At 66.1% G+C, this 20413-nt stretch carries 21 protein-coding genes; 6 read left to right on the forward strand and 15 right to left on the reverse strand.

Annotated features, from left to right (window positions below; translation table 11 throughout):
- Nucleotides 1-7: 7 nt before the first annotated feature.
- Complete coding sequence (locus tag HFK18_RS19435; RefSeq protein ID WP_180167539.1) at nt 8-1126, reverse strand: phytase; 1119 nt, start codon at nt 1124-1126, stop codon at nt 8-10.
- Entirely contained in the window at nt 1126-3678 is a 2553-nt protein-coding gene (locus HFK18_RS19440) for a TonB-dependent receptor (RefSeq protein ID WP_180167540.1), read from the reverse strand. Before HFK18_RS19440 ends, HFK18_RS19435 begins: the two co-directional genes overlap by 1 nt.
- Before the next feature lie 153 nt (nt 3679-3831).
- Between HFK18_RS19440 and upp the strand changes: the two genes are divergently transcribed.
- Together upp and HFK18_RS19450 are read left to right on the forward strand one after the other, a co-directional pair.
- Nucleotides 3832-4464 (forward strand): uracil phosphoribosyltransferase, encoded by a 633-nt coding sequence (upp, locus tag HFK18_RS19445; protein ID WP_025878832.1) that lies wholly within the window; start codon nt 3832-3834, stop codon nt 4462-4464.
- A gap of 118 nt (nt 4465-4582) precedes the next feature.
- Nucleotides 4583-4876 (forward strand): PsiF family protein, encoded by a 294-nt coding sequence (locus HFK18_RS19450; RefSeq protein WP_180167541.1) that lies wholly within the window; start codon nt 4583-4585, stop codon nt 4874-4876.
- Between the two features lie 337 nt (nt 4877-5213).
- Here the strand turns inward: HFK18_RS19450 and HFK18_RS19455 are convergent, their stop codons facing one another.
- From HFK18_RS19455 to rsmD, 6 genes are all read right to left on the reverse strand, one after another.
- The gene (locus HFK18_RS19455) at nt 5214-6101 is read right to left on the reverse strand and encodes an MBL fold metallo-hydrolase (RefSeq protein ID WP_089240389.1); all 888 of its coding nucleotides are present in this window, start codon (nt 6099-6101) and stop codon (nt 5214-5216) included.
- A 120-nt stretch (nt 6102-6221) separates the two neighbouring features.
- Nucleotides 6222-7949 (reverse strand): gamma-glutamyltransferase, encoded by a 1728-nt coding sequence (ggt, locus tag HFK18_RS19460; protein ID WP_180167542.1) that lies wholly within the window; start codon nt 7947-7949, stop codon nt 6222-6224.
- The gene (locus HFK18_RS19465) at nt 7946-8227 is read right to left on the reverse strand and encodes a YfhL family 4Fe-4S dicluster ferredoxin (RefSeq protein WP_025878828.1); all 282 of its coding nucleotides are present in this window, start codon (nt 8225-8227) and stop codon (nt 7946-7948) included. The genes ggt and HFK18_RS19465 overlap by 4 nt, the downstream gene beginning before the upstream one ends.
- Before the next feature lie 132 nt (nt 8228-8359).
- Entirely contained in the window at nt 8360-8851 is a 492-nt protein-coding gene (locus tag HFK18_RS19470; protein ID WP_089240385.1) for a hypothetical protein, read from the reverse strand.
- A 78-nt stretch (nt 8852-8929) separates the two neighbouring features.
- Nucleotides 8930-9439 carry a pantetheine-phosphate adenylyltransferase gene (gene coaD / locus HFK18_RS19475; RefSeq protein ID WP_008267036.1) on the reverse strand — a complete coding sequence of 170 codons (510 nt, stop codon included), beginning with the start codon at nt 9437-9439 and terminating at the stop codon, nt 8930-8932.
- Nucleotides 9440-9465: 26 nt separating this feature from the next.
- Nucleotides 9466-10044, reverse strand: coding sequence for a 16S rRNA (guanine(966)-N(2))-methyltransferase RsmD (gene rsmD, locus HFK18_RS19480; RefSeq protein WP_180167543.1), 579 nt, complete (start codon nt 10042-10044; stop codon nt 9466-9468).
- Between the two features lie 693 nt (nt 10045-10737).
- Here rsmD and htpG point away from each other — a divergent pair.
- On the forward strand, nt 10738-12630 hold the full coding sequence (gene htpG / locus HFK18_RS19485) for a molecular chaperone HtpG (protein ID WP_180167544.1): 1893 nt from the start codon (nt 10738-10740) through the stop codon (nt 12628-12630).
- A gap of 235 nt (nt 12631-12865) precedes the next feature.
- Here the strand turns inward: htpG and HFK18_RS19490 are convergent, their stop codons facing one another.
- Entirely contained in the window at nt 12866-13168 is a 303-nt protein-coding gene (locus HFK18_RS19490; protein ID WP_180167545.1) for a hypothetical protein, read from the reverse strand.
- A 132-nt stretch (nt 13169-13300) separates the two neighbouring features.
- Here HFK18_RS19490 and ftsY point away from each other — a divergent pair, with 132 nt between their 5' ends.
- From ftsY to HFK18_RS19505, 3 genes are all read left to right on the forward strand, one after another.
- Entirely contained in the window at nt 13301-14629 is a 1329-nt protein-coding gene (gene ftsY / locus HFK18_RS19495) for a signal recognition particle-docking protein FtsY (protein ID WP_180167546.1), read from the forward strand.
- Between the two features lie 117 nt (nt 14630-14746).
- The gene (mutY, locus tag HFK18_RS19500) at nt 14747-15871 is read left to right on the forward strand and encodes an A/G-specific adenine glycosylase (RefSeq protein WP_180167547.1); all 1125 of its coding nucleotides are present in this window, start codon (nt 14747-14749) and stop codon (nt 15869-15871) included.
- A 5-nt stretch (nt 15872-15876) separates the two neighbouring features.
- Nucleotides 15877-16146: an oxidative damage protection protein gene (locus HFK18_RS19505; protein WP_093820188.1), complete on the forward strand. Its 270-nt coding sequence runs from the start codon at nt 15877-15879 to the stop codon at nt 16144-16146.
- Nucleotides 16147-16213: 67 nt separating this feature from the next.
- Here the strand turns inward: HFK18_RS19505 and HFK18_RS19510 are convergent, their stop codons facing one another.
- The 6 genes from HFK18_RS19510 to HFK18_RS19535 form a co-directional block, all read right to left on the reverse strand.
- Complete coding sequence (locus tag HFK18_RS19510; RefSeq protein WP_180167548.1) at nt 16214-16663, reverse strand: DUF6491 family protein; 450 nt, start codon at nt 16661-16663, stop codon at nt 16214-16216.
- 243 nt (nt 16664-16906) lie between these two features.
- Nucleotides 16907-17620, reverse strand: a complete 714-nt coding sequence (lolD, locus tag HFK18_RS19515) for a lipoprotein-releasing ABC transporter ATP-binding protein LolD (protein ID WP_089240372.1) — start codon at nt 17618-17620, stop codon at nt 16907-16909.
- The gene (locus HFK18_RS19520; RefSeq protein WP_100464876.1) at nt 17613-18854 is read right to left on the reverse strand and encodes a lipoprotein-releasing ABC transporter permease subunit; all 1242 of its coding nucleotides are present in this window, start codon (nt 18852-18854) and stop codon (nt 17613-17615) included. Before HFK18_RS19520 ends, lolD begins: the two co-directional genes overlap by 8 nt.
- Before the next feature lie 23 nt (nt 18855-18877).
- A complete protein-coding gene (locus HFK18_RS19525; RefSeq protein ID WP_100552186.1) occupies nt 18878-19327 on the reverse strand; it encodes a hypothetical protein in 450 nt (149 codons plus the stop codon).
- Entirely contained in the window at nt 19278-19526 is a 249-nt protein-coding gene (locus HFK18_RS19530) for a succinate dehydrogenase assembly factor 2 (RefSeq protein WP_100552185.1), read from the reverse strand. Before HFK18_RS19530 ends, HFK18_RS19525 begins: the two co-directional genes overlap by 50 nt.
- 73 nt (nt 19527-19599) lie before the next feature.
- Entirely contained in the window at nt 19600-20385 is a 786-nt protein-coding gene (locus tag HFK18_RS19535; RefSeq protein ID WP_025878815.1) for a succinate dehydrogenase iron-sulfur subunit, read from the reverse strand.
- Between the last annotated feature and the right edge of the window lie 28 nt (nt 20386-20413).

The raw sequence follows: 20413 nt of genomic DNA on the forward strand, positions 1-20413 counted from the left end.
CGCGCGCTCACGAACCGCACTCCAGCGGCAGGGCCAGCTGCTTGGCAATGCTCTCCCAGTCGAAGGCCACCACGCCCTGGTCATCGTGCACCGCGTACAGGGCGCCGTGCGGGAACCGCGGTGTCGGCTGCTGCATCATCCAGATGCCATCGGTGTTGGCCACGGTATTGCCCTGGAACGCGCCCACCGGCTTCAGCGTATGGCGGTCGAACAGATGGAACACGCTGCGCTGCTTGCCCTGCTCGGTGGTGATCCACCAGCCGTCCTTGCCACAGGTGCGCAGCATCACGCCTTCGGCCTGCGCCTTGAACACGTCGCGGCCGAAGGTGGTGCCGGTGAAGCGGCCCGCAAGCGTATAGACCTTGAATTCGCTGGCGTAGCTTTCGTCCTCTTCGGCGATCAGCAGGCGATCATTGGCCGGATCACCCCAGATCGATTCGACCACGCGCAGCGCGCCGGCTTCGCTGGTATCTCCGATGCTGGCGGTGAGCGTTGCATTGATCTTCGAGCCTTCGCGGGTCACGTGGTACTGGCGCACGCGCTTGTCCAGCTCCGCCAGCGGCGGCAGGATGTCCTTGCCCTGTGCGTCCTCGCCGTTGTCCCAGGAGTCGGTGACGTAGACGATGTAGCCATCGGCGCGGCGGTCCACCCACAGGCCGTAGGGCTTGCGCAGGTCGTCGGCACCGAAGGTGGCCAACGGCGTGAAGTCCGGCAGCGAAAGCACCTGCACACGGTGGTTGTCGCGCTCGACGATCCACAGCAGGTCATCGATCACCGCGATGCCATTGGGGCGATCGAACTGGCCCAGATCGGTGCCGGTGCTGCCGACATCACGCAGGTGCTGGCCAGTGCTGCCGTCGTAGACCACCAGCTTGTCGGTGGCCTTGGCCGTGGCGATCAGCCAGGTCTTGCCATCCGGTGCCTGCCAGGAAGCCGGCGAATCGATGTTGTCGGCCGGGGTCATCGGAGTCAGGAACGCCTCGGCGATGGTCGCCACCTTGCGCTCGACCGGTGCCACAGCGCCCGTCGCTGCAGCCACGGCCGGCGCCTTGTCCGCTGCCGGCGTGCAGCCGGCGGCAAGAACGGCGGCCAGAGAGGCGGCCATCAGGGTCATGCCGCGCACCATCACAGTGCCACCTTCAGGCCTACGGCGTAGGTACGGCCATACTCTTCCAGCTGCAGGGTGCGCGAGCGCGTGCCCTGGTACAGCTCCAACGGCTTGTCCAGCAGGTTCTGCGCTTCGAAGTACAGGCTCACGTTCGCGTTGAACTTGTAGTCCAGCGAGAAGTCGAGCTGGGTGTTGGGTGCCACGTAGATATCGAATGCACGGCCCTTGCCGATGGTGTCCAGGTACTCGCTGCGGTACACCGCCGCAAGGCGCGTGCTGAGGCCGTACTTTTCATAGCCGATGTGTGCGCTGTACACGTGCTTGGAGGCGCGCGGCAAGGTGAAGTCCTCTCCGGCGCGATCCTCGATGCCCGCGTCGAATTCGGTGTCCAGCCAGGTGCCGCTGGCGCCCACCAGCAGGCCGTCCAGGCCGGCGGGCAGGAAGGCCAGCTGCTGCTGCCAGTTCAGCTCCGCACCACGCACCGTCGCCTTGCGGCCGTTGATCGGCTGGGTCACGTCGAAACCGCCGTACGCCGGATCGTTGGTGCGTACCGTCTCGACGATGTAACCGTCGATGGACTTGTGGAACAGACCGAGCGAGACGATGCCGGTGCTGCCGAGGTACTTCTCCACCGACAGATCGATGTTCTTCGACTCGTACGGGTCCAGCTCCGGGTTACCCAGGCGCACTTCCTCGTCACCACGGCTGTAGCCGACGCGCGGCGAGATATCGCCGAAGGACGGGCGCGAAACAGTCTTGTTGGCCGAGGCACGCAGCACCCAGTCATCGGCCGCGTCGTAGCGCAGGTGCAGGCCCGGCAGCACGTTGGTGTAGCTGCTGTTGGCAACGCGCGGGGTTACGGTGTAGCTGCGGCCGTTGGCAGCCACATCGACCTGGTTGCCCTCGGCCTTGAAGCGGGTGTTCTCCACGCGCACGCCGCCGATGATGCGCAGCGCACCGACATCCCAGGTGCCCATGGCGTAGCTGGCGAAGATGTCTTCGCTGGCGGTGTAGTCCTCTTCCAGCGAGGTCATCGCATTGGCACCGACGTCCTGAGGACGGGCACTGAACTGGCCGCCGTTGGCCGCCCAGTACGCGCGCATGGCATCCGAATCCATGCCATCGCCCAGCGTGCCATGACGGTAGTCGGGCGAGCCGGTGGTCCAGCTCGACAGCGCGACCTTCGGGCCGACACGCAGTTCGCTTTCGTCGACGTTGACGTCGCGGTCGCGCCAGCGCCCCAGCAGGCCGAACTTGATGCTGCTGTTGTCGCCGTCGAAGCGCACGTTGACCTGCGCGCTGTGTTCCTTGTCGTTCACCTGCTTGGGCGAGATCACGAAGCGATCGAACGCGTAGTTGCCGTTGTCCAGCCACTGCGGATTGTCGAAGCTGTAGCTGGGCAGGCGGCTGCTCTGGTCCAGCGTGCCGTTGAACGCCTTGCCGTTGAGCTTGAAGCGCGCCTCCATCTCATCGTTCACCCGCTCTTCGGTCCGGGTGAAGCCGAGCTTGTAATCGACCACGGCGTTGGTCAACTTGTTCTCGCCGCCCACGCTGGCCGCGAAGGTGTTCTCTTCCTTGGTGCGGTAACGCATGCGCTTGTCGATGGAATCCTTCGGCATGCCGTCCAGGCGGTACTGGTCGGCACCGGTCTTGACCATCTTCGCGTCGTCGAAGTTGAAGATCACGCGCTGGCGGGTTTCGGCGTCGTCGAACTGGCTGTACAGCGCACGCAGGTAGTACTTGCTGTCCTCGTTCGGGCGCCAGTCCAGGTTGAGGTTGGCGCCGATGCGCTTGCGCTCGATCTCATACTTGCGGTGCTGCAGGTTGATCGCGGTGACGTCGCCCGGCGCGGCATCGTCTTCGCCGTCGTACTCCACTTCGGTGTTGTCCGATTCGAACTTGCGCTTCTGGTAGTTCACGCCCAGCGCCACGCCGAAGGTGTCATTGAACACTTCGCTGTAGTTGAAAGCGGCCTTCGGGCTGGTTTCGCCGGACAGTTGCTGGTGGCTGGCTTCGATCTTGCCGCGCAGGCTGCGGCCGTCACGATCGAAGGCCGAGGCCGATTCAACCAGGATCGCGCCGCCGATGGCGTCGCCCGGCATGTCCGGGGTCGGCGACTTGACCACGCGCAGGCGCTCGGTCGAATCGGACGGAATCACATCCAGAGGCGCGGCACGGCTGGAATCTTCCGGGGTGCCGATGGCGATGCCGTCGACGCTGACGCTGTTGAGGTTGGCATCCAGGCCACGCACCACCACGAAACGGCCTTCGCCCTGGTCGCGGGTCACGCTGATGCCCGGCAGGCGCTGCAGCGACTCGGCCACGTTCTTGTCCGGGTACTGGCCCAGCGCGTCGGAGGACACGGCGTCTTCGATGGCGTCGCTGCTGCGCTTGAGGTCAACCGCGCGCACCTGCGATTCCAGCTGCGCACGTACTTCGATGCGGTCCAGATCGGTCGCCGCAGCGCCGCCGCCGGTCGCTGCAGCAGTTTCGGCTGCCAGTACCGACGGGCTGGCCGTCACCAGCAGCGAGAGGCTGATTGCCAGGCCCAACGTGTTCTTCTTCTGCACAGCTATCCCCAACGGTGTAAAGATTGGGTCAGCACGGTATGTCCGCGAGGTTTCATGGGCATGACACCGGTGGAGCCTGGCCTGCCGGCCCCGGCTCGGCACCATCGCGCATTCCGCTTAAAATGGGGCTCTCCCCTTCTGCCAGACCCTCCCATGAAGATCGTCGAAGTGCGCCACCCGCTGGTGCAGCACAAGATCGGCCTGATGCGCAACGCCGCGCTCAGCACCAAGGATTTCCGCGAACTGGCCAACGAACTTGGCACGCTGCTGGCCTACGAGGCCACCGCCGACCTGGAAACCGAGCCGCACACCCTGCCGGGCTGGTCCGGCCCGGTCACCGTGCAGCGCATCGCCGGCGCCAAGATCACCGTGGTGCCGATCCTGCGCGCCGGCCTGGGCATGCTCAGCGGCGTGCTGTCGCTGATCCCGGCCGCCCGCGTCAGCGTGGTCGGCCTGCAGCGCGATGAAGAAACCCTGCAGCCGGTGCCCTACTTCGAGCGCCTGACCGGCCGCCTGGAAGAGCGCGACGCGCTGATCCTCGACCCGATGCTGGCCACCGGCGGCACCCTGATCGCCACCATCGACATGCTCAAGCGCGCCGGTGCCCGCCGGATCAAGGGCATCTTCCTGGTTGCCGCGCCGGAGGGCATCGAAGCAGTGAAGGCCGTGCACCCGGACGTGGAGATCTACACCGCCGCGATCGACGCGCAGCTCAACGACAAGGGCTACATCCTGCCGGGTCTGGGTGATGCCGGCGACCGCATCTTCGGTACCCGCGTGGGCTGAGATCAACCCAGGTCGGAGCGCTTTCGAAAGGAAGTGCTCCACCTGCTCCAGGCACCTTCACGCCGGCTTTGCGGCGACGGGCGAATGCTCCGCGCACCCGCCCTGCCCTGGAGCCACCATGAAAGCATCATTCCTGCTCGCCGCCGCCCTGCTGCTCAGCCTCCCGCTTGCCGCCAACGCCGGCACCCCGCAGCAGCAGCGCATGGCCGACTGTTCGGCCAAGAACAAAGGGCTGAAAGGCGACGCCTACAAGTCCGCGCAGAGCACCTGCCTGAGCTCGCACGCAGCCGCCCCGGCAGCCCCCACCACGCCGCAGGAACGCATGAAGAAGTGCAACGCCGACGCCGCCACCAAGAAGCTAGCCGGCGACGCCCGCAAGACCTTCATGAGCAGCTGCCTCAAGGCATCGTAAAAGCAGCGAAGAAAGGCCCATCCACGCATGGCGTGGATCTACTGACCGTCGTTGAACGGGATCAGAGCCCGATAGATCCAGCGGGTGTCCCATCCGTCACCTGGAACCTGTCGAAGGCGGGGCGGTGTCGGATTGCGGGGCATCCGCGCCATGGATGGCGCGGCTGAGCCTACAAGGACGTACTTGCGGCGTCCCCGCAATCCGACACCGCCCCGCCACCCCACGGATAGCCCGCTGTTGCTGTTGCTGTTGCTGTTGCTGTTGCTGTTGCCGTTGCCGTTGCCGTTGCTGCTGCCGTTGATTCGGCAGGTGCAGGGCGCAGCCCTGCCGGCAAACCTCACCCCAACGCCCGCGCCTTCAGCTCGCCCTGCTCATGCAGCGTAACGAAACGCCCCTTCTCATCCCGCCCGACCTGCGCCAGCGCCACCTGCGGATCATGGGTAAAGAACAGATGCACGTTGCGCGCCAGCTTGTCTTCCAGGAACTGCCGCTTCTCGTCGATCAGCAGCTCGGCATTGCGGTCGTAGCCCATCGTGATCGGCACGTGCACCCACGAACGACCGGGAATCAGATCGGCGCAGAACACCACACCGCCGTGCGCCCCTGCGCCTGCGCGCCCCTGCCCTACGATCTCGGCCAGCATCAGCCCCGGCGTGTGGCCGTCGCTGTAGCTGAAACGCACGCTGTGGCCGAGCACTTTCGAATATTCACCGTCCACCACTTCCAGGCGCCCACTGGCCTGCAGCAGGCCCGGCAGTTCCGGAATGAAGCTGGCACGGTCGCGTGGGTGCGGCTGCAACGCGCGCTGCCAATGCTGCGCACCGACCACGTACGTCGCATTGGGGAACAGCAGTTCCGGTTCACGGCCTTCGCGCCACGCCGCCAGCAGGCCACCGGCATGGTCGAAATGCAGATGGCTGAGCACCACCACATCAATGTCTTCGTGCTCGAAACCGGCTTCGCGCAGTGAATCGATCAGCACATGCTGGCTTTCCTGCACGCCATAGCGCTCGCGCATGCGCGGATCGAAAAACGCACCGATGCCGGTTTCGAACAGCACCGTTTTGCCCTCAAGCGGGCTCGCCAACAACGCACGACAGGCCAGCTCGATGCGGTTGAGCTCGTCCGGTGCTGCCCATTTCTCCCACAACGCACGCGGTGCATTGCCGAACATCGCACCGCCATCCAGGCGCTGGGTATTACCGCGGATCGACCATAGTTTCATGGCGCAATTATCGGTCGCTGCTCGTTAAATAATCGCTAGCCGGGAAATGAAAAACCCCGCCGTTGCGGGCGGGGTTCTCAGGTCTGCGTCCGCTGGGCATGGCCCGGCGCTACAGCCGGATCAGGGAGCCGGCACGACCTGGGCGCTGCCGACCGGGTTGCGCGGATCGCTGCCGCCAAACAGCTTGTTGGCCTTGCGGTCCCACTCCACCGTCTGCAGGTTGCCCCACACATGGCTGGAACCACGACCACCGGCGGCGACCTCGCCCGGCAGGTCGATCTTGTGGCCCATCGCCTGCAGCTGCTTGATGGTGCCAGCGTCGAATGCGTTGCTCTCGGCCTCGATCAGGTCCGGCAGCCACTGGTGGTGGTAGCGCGGCAGCGCGGCGACCTGCTGCGCATCCAGGCCAGCGTCGTAGCCGAGGATGCCCAGCAGCACCATGGTGATGATGCGGCTGCCACCAGGCGTGCCCAGCACGATCACCTTGTCGTCGTTCTCCATGAACGTCGGCGTCATCGAGCTGAGCATGCGCTTGCCCGCTTTCGGTGCATTGGCGGCGTAGCCCATCACGCCAAAGGCGTTTGGCGTGCCCGGCTTCAGCGCGAAGTCGTCCATCTCGTTGTTCAGCAGCACACCCGTTCCCTTCGGAATCAGGCCCGAGCCGTACAGCAGGTTGACGGTCTGGGTGGCGCCGACACGGTTGCCGTCACGGTCGATGATCGAGAAATGGGTGGTCTCGTCATCTTCCAGCGGCGTCGGGTTGCCCGACAGCAGGTCGCTGGGGGTGGCCTTTTCCGGGTGGATGGTCGCACGCAGGCCCTGCGCGTAATCCTTGCTGGCCAGCACCTTCTGCGGGATCTGCACGAAATCCGGATCACCGAGGAAGAAGGTGCGGTCGCGGTAGGCACGGCGCATCGACTCCACCACCAGATGGGTGCGGTGCGCCGCATCCATCTGCTTGATGTCCCAGCCTTCCAGGATCTGCAGCATGCTGGCCAGGGCGATGCCACCGGAGGACGGCGGCGGCGCGGTGGTGATCTTCCAGCCGTTGTAGTTGAAGACGATCGGCGCGCGCTGCTTGACGCGGTAGCCGGCCAGTTCCTCGGCAGTCCACTTGCCACCGGCCTGCTTCACGCCGGCCAACAGCAGCTTGCCGGTCTGGCCCTTGTAGAAGCCATCGAAGCCACCGGCTGCCAGGCGCTCCAGGGTCTGCGCCAGTTCCGGCTGCTTGAACAGGTCACCGGTGGCGATCGGCTTGCCGTTGCGCAGGTAGACCTCGCGCGTACCGGGATAACGTTCCATCACTTCGCGGCGCGAGGCATAGCCCTTGGCCATGCGCTCATAGACCGGGAAGCCTTCACGCGCGATGCGGATCGCCGGCTGCAGCGAGGCCGCCAGCGGCAGCTTGCCGTGCTTGGCCGACAGTTCGACCAGCGCCGCCGGCAGGCCGGGAATGCCGGCCGACCACGGGCCGTTGACCGAACGATCGCGGTCCAGGTCGCCCTTCTTGTCGAGGAAGGCCTGCGGCGTGGCCGCGGCCGGTGCGGTCTCGCGCGCGTCCAGCATCACGTCCTTGCCGGTGGCCGCATCGTGCAGCAGGAAGAAGCCGCCGCCGCCCAGTCCAGAACTGATCGGCTCCACCACGGCCAGGGTGGAGGACACCGCCACCGCCGCATCGAAGGCGTTGCCGCCCTGGGCCAGGATGTCGACACCGGCCTGGGTGGCCAAAGCGTGGCCGCTGGCGATCGCGGCGCCATCAGGGCGCTCGGCGCGGACCGGGGCATCAGCCCAGGCAAAGGGGCTCAGCAGCAGGCCGAGCAACAACAGGGGGCGGGCGAACGGCTTCATTCGGATGGGGGCTCCGCATAGAGTTCGGGATGATCGTGCTGCAGTTGGCGCAACTTGGCCAGCAGCTCGATTTCGGTTTCGACGATGTCCGGATCGGGGTCGATGCATTCGACCGGGCACACGACCACGCACTGCGGTTCGTCGAAATGGCCCACGCACTCGGTACAGCGGGCGGGGTCGATCACGTAGATGGTTTCACCCATCGTGATGGCCTGGTTCGGGCAGGCCGGCTCGCATACGTCACAGTTGACGCAGAGCTCATTGATTTTCAGCGACATGGCGATACTCCACGCCCGCGCCTTGGGACAAGGACCGGCCTGCGCGGGCGCGCGGGCCGGTCAGGTCATCAGCGGCGCCCATCGCAGGGCGCCGCCCGGGTCGTGCCGAAGCACGACCGCCTCGGCTCGGTCTTACTTGGCTTCGACGAAAATGTACTCGGCACCGGTCGGCTGGACCACGGCCTGGACGCGGGCGTTGTCGGCGGACTGGCCGATGAACACGACGCGCACGCCCTTCATCGAATCCGGCGAGACGTCCTTGAACACGACCTGGATCATGTCAGCCATCTTGCCCGAGGCCGATGAACCGAAGGCCAGCATGTTGCCCGGCTGCACGCCACGGGCCACGGCCTGGGTCGCGCTCTCGGTCTGGCGCTCGTACTTGGCCTGGAAGTCCGGGTCGGTTTCCGGCGAGAGGTAGTACAGGAACGGGCTGTTGGTGATGTTGCCCATGTTCTGGATGGCCACTTCCTGCAGGTACTTCTTCCAGCCTGCGTCGTCTTCCTTGGCCGGGGCGACCAGCGCCTGCTTGGCTTCGTCGACCGGAGCGGCTTCTTCCTTCTTGCAGGCGGTGAAAGCCAGGGCAAACGAGGCGATCAGCATCGCGCGCATGGTGTTGTTCATGGGTTTCCTCCCGGAATGTTGCGTGTTGGTGTGCGTAATGGGGTGCGTGGTACTACAGGATCTACTGCTGGGCAGGGCTTACGACTGCGCCGACTTCGCTTCGCGGACCTTGCGCAGCGCCTCGAGCACGGCGGCCGGCACGAAGCCGGACACATCGCCACCCAGGCGTGCGATCTCGCGGACCAGCGAGGACGAGATGAAGCTGTGCTGCTCGGCCGGGGTCAGGAACAGGGTCTCGACCTCCGGAATCAGGTGGCGGTTCATGCTTGCCATCTGGAACTCGTATTCGAAATCGGACACCGCGCGCAGGCCGCGCAGCAGCACCCCGCCCTGCACCGAACGTACAAAATGGGCCAGCAGCGTATCGAAGCCGATGACCTCGACGTTGCTGTGGTGGCCCAGGGCGCCACGCGCCAGCTGCACGCGCTGTTCCAGCGGCAGTGCCGGTCCCTTCGAGGGGCTCTGCGCCACGCCCACCACGACCTTTTCAAACAGCGGCGCGGCCCGGCTCACCAGGTCGATGTGACCGTTGGTGATGGGGTCGAACGTGCCGGGATAGACGGCGATGCGGCGGTTGGCCACGGTCATGGGCGGTTGCAGATGTTCAGATGAGGTCAAAGTGTAGCAGCGGCACGGCGGTACAGGGCAAAGCGCACCTCGCGGGTGCTGCCCTCGCGGTGCAGCAGCCATTCCGGGGGCAGCACCGGCACGTGGCTGGCTGGCGACTCCAGGTACAGCCAGGCATCGGCGGCCAGATGCCGCGGCAGCTGGGCCAGCACGTCCTGCCACAGGCCGTCGGCGAACGGCGGGTCGATGAACACCAGATCGGCCTGCTGCGCCGGCGCGGCCTGCAGCCAGCGCAGCGCGTCGGCTTGGGCGACCGTGACGCTGTCGCCTGCCTGCAGTTTGGATACGGCCGCGGACAGATTGCGCGCGAGCTGCGGATCGCGTTCGACCAGGGTGGCATGCGCGGCACCGCGCGAGACGGCTTCCAGGCCCAGCGCACCGCTGCCGGCGAACAGGTCCAGCACGCGTGCCCCGCCCAGCTTGGGCGTCAGCCAGTTGAACAGGGTTTCGCGCACCCGATCGCTGCTGGGCCGCAGGCCCGGCAGCGTCGGCACCGGCAGCCGGGTATTGCGCCAGCGCCCGCCGATGATGCGGACCTGGCCGTCATTGCCACCACGGCCGCTCATCGGCGCCCCGGGCGGGAGGTATTCGAGAATTTCAGCATGAGCGGGATTGTAGTTCGGCCGGGCTGCGCCCGGCACCCACAGAAGCCACAGCAACGGCCGAAGCAACGGCAAAAGCCTGCTATCCGTGGGTTGGCGGGGTGGGTCCGGTTGAGGGGGCCGCTGCAAGTACGTCCATGTAAGCTCGGTCGCCGCATCCATGCGGCTCACGCCCCCTCAACCGGACCCACCCCGCCTTCGACAGTTTCCTGCGATCTGCAGTAGATCCACGCCATGCGTTGATGAACATCTGTCAGGTATCGAAGGAATTGATGAAATCAGATGCCCAGCCGTTGTCACCGTCACCGGGAAACTGTCAGAGGCGGGGCGGTGTGGGTTGGCAGGACCGTTGGCGCTATGGGCCCGAGGCATGCCTCGGGCGGGTTGGGCAGGATGCCCAACCCCGGTCTTGCCGTGTGCGCAGGACAGCGCACACGAGCAAGGCGCCATCGAGCCCCCATGGATGGGTTTACGGCGTGTCCTGCCCACCCACACCGCCCCGCCATCCCATGGAATGCCCGCTGTTGCTGTTGCCCTGGCCTCTGCGGGTGCAGGGCGCAGCCCTGCCAGAACAACCCCTTGATTTCGGGACAATCACCCTTACCCCTTGGCGAGGCCGCACGCGCTGACGCGGCACCGCACATGGAGCCCTACCCGATGACCGAAACCGTCCAGACCGAAACCCTTGGCTTCCAGACCGAAGTCAAGCAGCTGCTGCAGCTGATGATCCACTCGCTGTACTCCAACAAGGAGATCTTCCTCCGCGAGCTGGTCTCCAATGCCGCCGACGCTGCCGACAAGCTGCGCTTCGAAGCCCTGACCCAGCCCGAGCTGCTGGAGGGCGACAGCGAACTGCGCGTGCGCGTCAGCTTCAATCCGGCCGCCCACACCATCACCATCGAAGACAACGGCATCGGCATGAGCCGCGCCGATGCCATCACCCACCTCGGCACCATCGCCAAGTCCGGCACCGGCGACTTCCTGCGCCAGCTGTCCGGCGACCAGAAGAAGGATTCGCAGCTGATCGGCCAGTTCGGCGTCGGCTTCTACAGCGCCTTCATCGTCGCCGACGAAGTCGAAGTCACCTCGCGTCGCGCTGGCCTGGCCGCCAATGAAGGCGTGCGCTGGACCTCGCGTGGCGAAGGTGATTTCGATGTCGCCACCATCGACAAGGCCGAGCGCGGCACCCGCATCGTCCTGCACCTGAAGGATGGCGAGCACGACTTCGCCGACGGCTGGCGCCTGCGCAGCATCCTCAAGAAGTACTCCGACCACATCGGCCTGCCGATCCAGATGCCCAAGGAAGGCGGCGAAGAAGGCGCCGCGATCGAGTGGGAAACCGTCAACCGCGCCAGCGCGCTGTGGACCCGCCCGCGCACCGAGATCAGCGATGCGGAGTACACCGAGTTCTACAAGCACGTCGCCCACGATCACAGCGATCCGCTGGCGTGGAGCCACAACAAGGTTGAAGGCAAGCTGGAGTACACCTCGCTGCTGTACGTGCCGGGCCGTGCGCCGTTCGACCTGTACCACCGCGATGCGCCCAAGGGCCTGAAGCTGTACGTGCAGCGCGTGTTCGTGATGGACCAGGCCGAGCAGTTCCTGCCGCTGTACCTGCGTTTCATCAAGGGCGTGGTCGATTCCAACGACCTGTCGCTGAACGTCTCGCGCGAAATCCTGCAGTCGGGCCCGGTCATTGATTCGATGAAGGCCGCGCTGACCAAGCGTTCGCTGGACATGCTGGAGAAGCTGTCCAACGACAAGCCCGAACAGTACGCCACGTTCTGGAAGGAATTCGGCCAGGTGCTGAAGGAAGGCCCGGCCGAGGACTACAACAACCGCGAAAAGGTCGCCGGCCTGCTGCGCTTTGCCTCCACCCGTGGCGAGGCCGATGCACAGACCGTGTCACTGGCCGACTACATCGGCCGCATGGCCGAAGGCCAGGACAAGATCTATTACCTGACCGGCGAGAGCTACAGCCAGGTACGCAACAGCCCGCACCTGGAAGTGTTCCGCAAGAAGGGCATCGAAGTCCTGTTGCTGACCGACCGCATCGACGAGTGGCTGATGGGCTACCTGACCGATTTCGACGGCAAGGGCTTCGTCGACATCGCCCGTGGCGACCTCGACCTGGGCGCGCTGGAGAGCGAAGCGGACAAGCAGGAACAGGAAGCAGCAGCGAAGGACAAGCAGGGCCTGGTCGAGCGCCTGAAGAACGTGCTCGGCGATGACGTGGCCGAAGTGCGCGTGTCACACCGCCTGACCGATTCGCCGGCGGTGCTGGCCATCGGCGAACAGGACCTGGGCCTGCAGATGCGCCAGATCCTGGAAGCCAGCGGCCAGAAGGTGCCCGACAGCAAGCCGGTACTGGAGATCAACCCGGGTCACCCGCTGATCGCCAAGCTGGATGCCGAAGCCGATGGCGCACGTTTCGACGACCTGGGCCGGGTGCTGTTCGACCAGGCTGCACTGGCCGCCGGTGACAGCCTGAAGGATCCGGGTGCTTACGTGGCGCGTCTGAACAAGCTGCTGCTGGAGCTGTCGGCCTGATTGACGCCGGTATCGCCCAGACTGGTGGGTGCCAACCCCGGTTGGCACCGCCATTGCCCTGGTAGGTGCCAACCTTGGTTGGCGCTTGGTTCGACTGCAAATGCGTGCCAACCAAGGTTGGCACCTACCAGAGCGGATCGCGGTTGTCCCCCGAAGCACGGCGAGGTTGATATTCCGCAGGAGCACGCCACGGTTGCCCAAGGCCAGCCACCGGGCCCGCCCAGAGCCGGTCGGATCAGGCCTGCCGGTCCAGCAGCGAGCCCACCATCTGGTCCTCGCGGCGGATCAGCGCAGCGTTGGCAGCAAAGGCCACCACCTCGGCCTTGGCAGCCAACAGGTCACCCAGCGGCGCGGACGGGTCGGTGTCACTAGTGGAGATCACGCGGGAGTCCACCCCGCCCTGCGCTGCGGCTTCGCGCTGCAGCTGCAGGCGCGGTGCATCCGCGGTCGCCAGGTTGGCCACGTTGTGCGCGGCCACCTGCACGCCCCGCTGGGCCGCACGCATCCCGCTGAGGGCAATACCGGTCACATCGTTCATCGGGGGGTCTCTCAGGCCACCCAACGCAGCCTTCCGCACCGGTTAACGGCCGCGCGGCTGCGACCTTGAGTCCACGCCGGCCAGACAGGCCCGGGTGGTAGCATATCCCTCTGATTTCAGCGCCTTTTGCCAATGCTCAGTTTTTTCCGCCGCAAGAAGCCCCAGGACGCCGCCACACCGGACGCGCCCAAGACCCAGCACTACTCGGCTGAAGAGCTGGCGGCGGCATTCCCGTCGGCCGCGCCGCCCGAGCAGGCCCCGGCCGCACCGGTAGCCCCGCCCGTGGCGGAAGCGCCGGTGCCAACCGTCACGCCAGAAGTCGTCGCGCCCGCAACGTCAGCAGCGCAGGCAACGCCGGACGCGCCGCAGGAAACCACTGCCGAAGCCCTGCCGGAACGCGTGCTGGCACCGGAGAACTTCGCCGCCGAAGCGGCCGCCGCCGCTGCGGTCCTCGCTCCGCTGGCCCCGGTCATCCCCGCGCAGGAACCGGCCGCCCCGGCCGCCGACCTGCCGGTGCTGGTCGATGCCCCGCCTGCCCCGGCCGACAAGCCCGGCTGGCGCGAGCGCCTGCGCAACAGCGCATTCGCCCGCAGCTTCGGCGGCCTGTTCTCGCGCAATCCCAAGCTCGATGACGACCTGCTGGACGAGATCGAGACCGCGCTGCTGACCGCCGACGTCGGCGTTGCCGCCACCACCGACCTGATCGCCGACCTGCGCAAGCGCATGAAGGCGCGCGAGTTCATCGATGCCAATGCCCTGCTGGCGGCACTGCGCGCTGACCTCATCGCGATCCTGCAGCCGGTGTCAAAGCCCCTGGTCATCGACCGCAACGCCAAGCCCTTCGTGGTGCTGACCGTCGGCGTCAACGGCGTCGGCAAGACCACCACCATCGGCAAGCTGGCCAAGCGTTTCAAGGACGAGGGCCACAGCCTGATGCTGGCCGCCGGCGATACCTTCCGCGCCGCTGCCGTGGCCCAGCTGCAGATCTGGGGCGAGCGCAACGGCGTGGCCGTGGTCGCGCAGGGGCAGAACGCCGATGCCGCCTCGGTTGCCTACGACGCGTTGCAGGCCGGCAAGGCCCGTGGCACGTCGGTACTGATCGCCGATACCGCCGGCCGCCTGCACACCCAGTCCGGGCTGATGAACGAGCTGGGCAAGATCCGCCGCGTGCTCGGCAAGATCGACGAAAACGCGCCGCACGAAGTGCTGATGGTGATCGACGGCACTACCGGCCAGAACGCACTTTCGCAGCTGCGCCAGTTCAATGCCGCGGTCAAGGTGACCGGTCTGGTGGTGACCAAGCTGGACGGCACCGCAAAGGGCGGCGTGGTGTTCGCACTGGCCCGTGAGTTCGGCATTCCGATCCGTTTCGCCGGCATCGGCGAGCGCCCGGAAGACCTGCGCGTGTTCGATCCGGAAGCGTTCGTCGACGCCCTGTTGCCCGAAGCGCTGGGCGCCTGATACACCGTGCAGCCACGCATGGCGTGGCTCTACTGCAACCCGGTAGAGCCACCCCATGGGCCACCGGCCGCTGCCGTAGTAGAGCCACCCCATGGGTGGCTGCCTTTTGGAGTACCAATGCCCCGCCAGCCGAACGCCAGCGCCATGCCAGCCCCCGAGCACGGCTTCGTCGCCCGCCTGCTGCACTGGTTTGACGACCACGGCCGCCACGACCTGCCCTGGCAGCATCCGCGCAGCCCGTATCGGGTCTGGTTGTCGGAAATCATGCTGCAGCAGACCCAGGTGGCAACGGTCATTCCGTACTTCCACCGTTTCCTGCAGCACTTCCCCACCCTGCCCGACCTTGCCGCCGCCAGCAACGACGCGGTGATGGCGCAGTGGGCCGGGCTGGGTTACTACGCCCGTGCGCGCAATCTGCATGCCGCCGCCAAGCGCTGCGTGAGCGAGCATGGGGGCGAGCTGCCGCGTGATTTCGATGCCCTGCACGACCTGCCCGGCATCGGCCGCAGTACCGCCGGCGCGATCCTCAGCCAGGCCTGGAACGACCCGGTCGCGATCCTCGACGGCAACGTCAAGCGCGTGCTCAGCCGCTATCACGGCGTCGAAGGCTTTCCTGGCCTGCCCGCCGTCGAAAAGCAGCTGTGGGCCATCGCCGAAGCGCAGGTCGCGCAGGTGCCGGCGGGGCGCATGGCGGACTACACCCAGGCGCAGATGGACCTCGGTGCGACGGTCTGCAGCCGCGCCAGACCAGCCTGCGTGATCTGCCCGCTGCAGGCCGATTGCGTGGCCCGTCGCGAAGGCCGCACGGCCGAGCTGCCAACAGCAAAGCCGAGCAAGGTGCTGCCCGAACGCGAGGCGGTGGCCCTGCTGCTGCGCGACAAGCAGCAGCGCGTGCTGCTGCAGAAGCGGCCGGATACCGGCATCTGGGCGCAGCTTTGGACGCTTCCGCAGGCAGATGCGGGCAGCGAGCTCCAGGACTGGTTCGACGTGCACGTCGATGGTTCACTGGAAGATGCCGAGGAACTACCGGTGCTGCAGCACACCTTCAGCCACTACAAGCTGCATCTGCAGGTATTGTCACGGCAGGTGCACGGCCTGCGCGTGGAAGAACCCACGCTGCGCTGGGTCGGCGCCGCCGAACTGTCTGCACTGGGCCTGCCGGCCCCCATCCGAAAACTGCTTGATGGCACGCCCATCAAGGCCCCGAAGCGAACCTCCGCAAAATCCCGCAACCACGAGTGAGTGCCATGCCCCGAACCGTCTTCTGCCAGTACGAACAACGCGATGCCGAGGGCCTGGACTTCGTGCCTTACCCGGGTGAGCTGGGCCAGCGCGTGTTCAACCACATCGGCAAGCCGGCGTGGACCGCATGGCTGGCACACCAGACCATGCTGATCAACGAGAACCGCCTCTCCCCGCGCAAGCCGGAGCATCGCGCATTGCTGGAAACGGAACTGGTGAAGTTCCTGTTCGAGAAGGACGCGGAGAAACCTGCTGGTTTCACCCCGGAAGCCTGATCTGGAGGTAGCGCCGGGCCATGCCCGGCGTTCCCGCATCCGCCGGGCATGGCCCGGCGCTACCGGCCTAGTTCGTGGACTCTTCGCGCTCCTGCACCTGCGCCTGGCGCATCTCCTTCTCCTCCGCCCGCAGCGACTTCACGTCCAGCTTGCGGATGGTCTTGATGAAGCACGGCATGCGCGGGCCGTTGGTCGGGTCGCGCACCAGCACCTTGTCGAACGGTGCCGAGACACGGCCCATGTGGCTGGTCAAGCCGATCGCTGGCGCGTAGGACAGATCCGGGCACGGCCCGCTCAGCTCCAGCAGGTAGGCCTCGCTGGGCTTGGTCCAGACCGCCAGCGCGCTGTCGCCCAGTTCGGTCCAGCCATTGAGGCTGCCGAAGAACTGCATGTCCTTCTGGGGGGCCCCGGCGTGGGCACGATACAGCTCCAGCTTCTCGGCACTGCCCAAACGGCCAGTGGTTGCACAGCCAGCCAGAGCCAGGCACAGCCCGGCGATCAACAACGGGGTCTTCATGGCGATCTCCACGGGAACTGTGCCGATCATGCACCCGCCGGGGTGGTGCCGGCGCAACGGCCGGCAGCCCAGTTCAGCCGTTGGTCGGCGGCATCCCAACCGACCAGGGCCGGCATCCAATTCGGTAGCCGCCAACCTTGGTTGGCGCTTGGCCTGCGTGGGCCATCCGCAGCCGACCAAGGTCGGCATCTACCAAAGCAGATCCCGCGCCGGACTCCGGTAGTCGCCAACCTTGGTTGGCGCTCAGACGTCGGCGTGGGCCAGCGCGTGCAGGCGCCCTTCGCGCAGCTCCAGCACCCGGTCCAGGCGCCGCGCCAGCGAGCGGTCATGGGTGACCAGCACCAGGCTGGTGTGACGGGCACGGTTGAGCTCGAGCATCAACTCGAACACGGTCGCCGCCGTGCGGTCATCCAGGTTGCCGGTCGGCTCGTCACCCAGCACGCAGGCCGGGTGATTGACCAACGCGCGCGCCACTGCAGCACGCTGGCGTTCGCCACCGGACAATTCGCCGGGCTTGTGATCCAGGCGATGGCCGAGGCCGACCGATTCCAGCAGCGCAGTCGCACGCGTGCTGGCCTCCGCCACTGCGGTACCGGCCAGCATGACCGGCATCATCACGTTTTCCAGCGCGGTGAATTCCGGCAGCAGGTGGTGGAACTGATAGACAAAGCCCAGCGCCTGGTTGCGCAGCAGGCCGCGCGAAGTGTCCGACAGCGCAGACATGCGCTGGCCGGTGACATAGACCTCGCCTGCGGTGGGCGTATCCAGCCCGCCCAGCAGGTGCAACAGCGTGCTCTTGCCGGCACCGGAGGCGCCGATGATCGCAACCGTCTCGCCTGCGGTCACCGTCAGGTCCAGGCCATCGAACACCGGGGTCTGCATGCGCCCTTCAGCGTAGGTCTTGCCCAGCGCTTCGGCACGGATCACTTCATCGCCGCGATTGAAGACCTTATTCATAGCGCAGGGCCTCCGCCGGCTGGGTGCGTGCTGCCCGCCAAGCGGGGTACAAAGTGGCCAGGAAGCTCATCAACAGCGCGATCAGGGTGATCACCACGATGTCGCTGGTCTGCATGTCGGTAGGCAGGCCGGTGATGTAGTACACATCCTCCGGCAGCAGCTTGATCTTGAACACCGCTTCGATCGCGCCGAGGATGCGCTCCAGGTTCAAGGTCAGGGTAATGCCGCCGATCAGGCCTGCGAGGGTGCCGAAGATGCCGATCAGCGAGCCCTGCACCATGAACACCTGCATCACTCCGCCCGGGGTCAAGCCAAGGGTACGCAGGATCGCGATGTCGGCCTGCTTGTCGGTCACCAGCATCACCTGCGAGGACACCAGGTTGAACGCGCCCATGGCGATGATCAGCGAGAGCAGGATGCCCATCACCACTTTTTCCATGCGCAGCGAGTGGTACAGGTTGGCGTTCTGCTGGGTCCAGTCGCTGACCCGATACGCGCCGCCGAGGTTCTGCGCCAGGTCCACGCCCACCTCCAGCGAGCGGTCCATGTCATGCAGTTTCAGGCGGACGCCGGTGGCGCCATCGGAACGCAGTACGCGCTCCAGGTCTTTCATGTTGGCAAAACCCACACCGCGATCGACTTCGTTGTAACCGGCCTCGAAGATGCCGCTGACGGTGAAGCGTTTCATCCGCGGCACCGCGCCGGCCGGCGTGCCCTGCACTTCCGCGAAGGTCACCAGTACCTGGTCACCGACGTCCACGCCCAGCCAGACGGCCAGTTCCTTGCCCAGCAGCAGGTTGAAGCTGCCCGGGGTCAGGCTGCCGTAGCTGCCTTTGGTGACCTTCTTGTCGATCACCGACACCTTCGGCTCCAGCGCCGGGTCGATACCCTGGATGATCGCACCCTGCACGCGCGGGCCACTGATCATCGACTGGATCTCGATATACGGCGCAGCACCGGCCACGCGCGGATCCTTGCTGGCCACATCGACCACGCGCATCCAGTCCGGCATCGGTTCGCCGTCGCGGCTGATCGTGGTGTGCGCGGTCATCTGCAGCAGGCGGCTGCGGATCTCCTTCTGGAAACCGCTCATCACCGCCAGTGTGGTGATCAGCACCGTCACCCCGAGCGCGATGCCCAGGATCGATGCCATCGAAATGAAGGAGATGAAGCCGTTGCGGCGCTTGGCGCGCAGGTAGCGCAGGCCAATGGCCACGGGAATGGGTTTGAACATGCAGGCACGCCAGTCGATTCAGCCTATGGTGCCACCGACCGGGGCTGACGGGAAACGCCGCGTGCGGATACGGCCAGTCGCAGTTCACGTCGCTGCCCGCGATCGAGCACGTCCGGCCAGAACAACAGCCGTCGACGGTGCCAGCCCTCGCGCCACTGCAGCAGCAGCCAGGGCCCGCGCACCACCAGTCGCGGCTCGGCAATGTCCTGCCCGTCCACGCGCAGCGGCTCAGGCAGGGGCGGCAGCTGCAGCAACGCGCGGGGCCGCCGCAGGCGCCAGGCCAGTTCGGCCAGGCCCAGCACCCAGACCCCGATCAGTACGGGAACGAGGTGCTCCGGCGGCAGATCCGAGGCGCGCAGCAGCCACGGCGCGGCGAGCAGTACGGCCAACTGAGCACCGGCCTGAAGCCGCGACGGGCGCCACTCAAGGCTTGAGGGCGAGGATCTTGTGCATGAGGGGGATGGCGTGCGCATGCGGGCAGGCCTCGTAGCCCATGAACCAGCGCCACAGCTTATCGTCCTCGCAGTCGAGCAGGAACAGGAAAACCTCGCGCTCTTCGGTCGGCGCACTGCTCCATTCGCGGTCCAGGTAGCGACCGAACAACTGGTCCAGTTCGCGCATGCCGCGCCGGCAACGCCAACGCAGCTTCTTCAGCAGAACATCTTCTTCCATCGTGTTTCTCCAGATACAGCAAAGCCACGCATGGCGTGGCTTTGCTGGGGTCATGCAGCTACCCGGCGCCGTATCAGGCGCGGCGTTCCATCATCAGCTTCTTGATCTCGGCGATCGCCAGCGCCGGGTTCAGGCCCTTCGGGCAGGTCCGGGCGCAGTTCATGATGGTGTGGCAGCGGTACAGCTTGAACGGATCTTCCAGATCGTCCAGGCGCGCACCGGTGTCCTCGTCGCGCGAATCGATGATCCAGCGGTAGGCCTGCAGCAGGATCGCCGGGCCCAGGTAACGCTCGCCGTTCCACCAGTAGCTCGGGCAGCTGGTCGAGCAGCACGCGCACAGGATGCACTCGTACAGACCATCAAGCTTCTTGCGGTCTTCCGGCGACTGCAGGCGCTCACGGTCCGGCGGTGCCGGGGTCTGTGTGCGGATCCACGGCTTGATCGAGGCGTACTGCGCATAGAAGTGGGTCAGGTCCGGAACCAGATCCTTGACCACGTTCATGTGCGGCAGCGGGTAGATCGGCACTTCCTTCTTGCCGCAGTCCGAGATGGCTCGGGTGCAGGCCAGGGTGTTGGTGCCGTCGATGTTCATCGCGCACGAACCACAGATGCCTTCGCGGCAGGAGCGGCGGAAGGTCAGGGTCGGGTCGATCTCGTTCTTGATCTTGATCAGCGCGTCCAGGACCATCGGGCCGCAGGCGTCCAGATCGACATCATAGGTATCGGTGCGCGGATTGCTGTCGTCGTCCGGACTCCAGCGGTAGATCTTGAAGGTGCGCACGTTCTTGCCGCCGGTCTTGGCGGGGAAGTGCTTGCCCTTCGTGATCTTGGAATTCTTGGGGAGTGAAAACTCGGCCATGGCTGCTCTCGTTGGCTCAGGCGGCCCG

The sequence above is a fragment of the Stenotrophomonas sp. SbOxS2 genome (assembly GCF_013416715.1).
Taxonomy (GTDB): domain Bacteria; phylum Pseudomonadota; class Gammaproteobacteria; order Xanthomonadales; family Xanthomonadaceae; genus Stenotrophomonas; species Stenotrophomonas lactitubi.

Excerpts from the sequence above, each read along its gene's own strand:
- HFK18_RS19435 (WP_180167539.1), bottom strand. The coding sequence starts at position 1,126 with ATGGTGCGCGGCATGACCCTGATGGCCGCCTCTCTGGCCGCCGTTCTT.
- upp (WP_025878832.1), top strand. The coding sequence starts at position 3,832 with ATGAAGATCGTCGAAGTGCGCCACCCGCTGGTGCAGCACAAGATCGGC.
- HFK18_RS19450 (WP_180167541.1), top strand. The coding sequence starts at position 4,583 with ATGAAAGCATCATTCCTGCTCGCCGCCGCCCTGCTGCTCAGCCTCCCG.
- HFK18_RS19455 (WP_089240389.1), bottom strand. The coding sequence starts at position 6,101 with ATGAAACTATGGTCGATCCGCGGTAATACCCAGCGCCTGGATGGCGGT.
- ggt (WP_180167542.1), bottom strand. The coding sequence starts at position 7,949 with ATGAAGCCGTTCGCCCGCCCCCTGTTGTTGCTCGGCCTGCTGCTGAGC.
- HFK18_RS19465 (WP_025878828.1), bottom strand. The coding sequence starts at position 8,227 with ATGTCGCTGAAAATCAATGAGCTCTGCGTCAACTGTGACGTATGCGAG.
- HFK18_RS19470 (WP_089240385.1), bottom strand. The coding sequence starts at position 8,851 with ATGAACAACACCATGCGCGCGATGCTGATCGCCTCGTTTGCCCTGGCT.
- coaD (WP_008267036.1), bottom strand. The coding sequence starts at position 9,439 with ATGACCGTGGCCAACCGCCGCATCGCCGTCTATCCCGGCACGTTCGAC.
- rsmD (WP_180167543.1), bottom strand. The coding sequence starts at position 10,044 with ATGAGCGGCCGTGGTGGCAATGACGGCCAGGTCCGCATCATCGGCGGG.
- htpG (WP_180167544.1), top strand. The coding sequence starts at position 10,738 with ATGACCGAAACCGTCCAGACCGAAACCCTTGGCTTCCAGACCGAAGTC.
- HFK18_RS19490 (WP_180167545.1), bottom strand. The coding sequence starts at position 13,168 with ATGAACGATGTGACCGGTATTGCCCTCAGCGGGATGCGTGCGGCCCAG.
- ftsY (WP_180167546.1), top strand. The coding sequence starts at position 13,301 with ATGCTCAGTTTTTTCCGCCGCAAGAAGCCCCAGGACGCCGCCACACCG.
- mutY (WP_180167547.1), top strand. The coding sequence starts at position 14,747 with ATGCCCCGCCAGCCGAACGCCAGCGCCATGCCAGCCCCCGAGCACGGC.
- HFK18_RS19505 (WP_093820188.1), top strand. The coding sequence starts at position 15,877 with ATGCCCCGAACCGTCTTCTGCCAGTACGAACAACGCGATGCCGAGGGC.
- HFK18_RS19510 (WP_180167548.1), bottom strand. The coding sequence starts at position 16,663 with ATGAAGACCCCGTTGTTGATCGCCGGGCTGTGCCTGGCTCTGGCTGGC.
- lolD (WP_089240372.1), bottom strand. The coding sequence starts at position 17,620 with ATGAATAAGGTCTTCAATCGCGGCGATGAAGTGATCCGTGCCGAAGCG.
- HFK18_RS19520 (WP_100464876.1), bottom strand. The coding sequence starts at position 18,854 with ATGTTCAAACCCATTCCCGTGGCCATTGGCCTGCGCTACCTGCGCGCC.
- HFK18_RS19525 (WP_100552186.1), bottom strand. The coding sequence starts at position 19,327 with ATGCGCACGCCATCCCCCTCATGCACAAGATCCTCGCCCTCAAGCCTT.
- HFK18_RS19530 (WP_100552185.1), bottom strand. The coding sequence starts at position 19,526 with ATGGAAGAAGATGTTCTGCTGAAGAAGCTGCGTTGGCGTTGCCGGCGC.
- HFK18_RS19535 (WP_025878815.1), bottom strand. The coding sequence starts at position 20,385 with ATGGCCGAGTTTTCACTCCCCAAGAATTCCAAGATCACGAAGGGCAAG.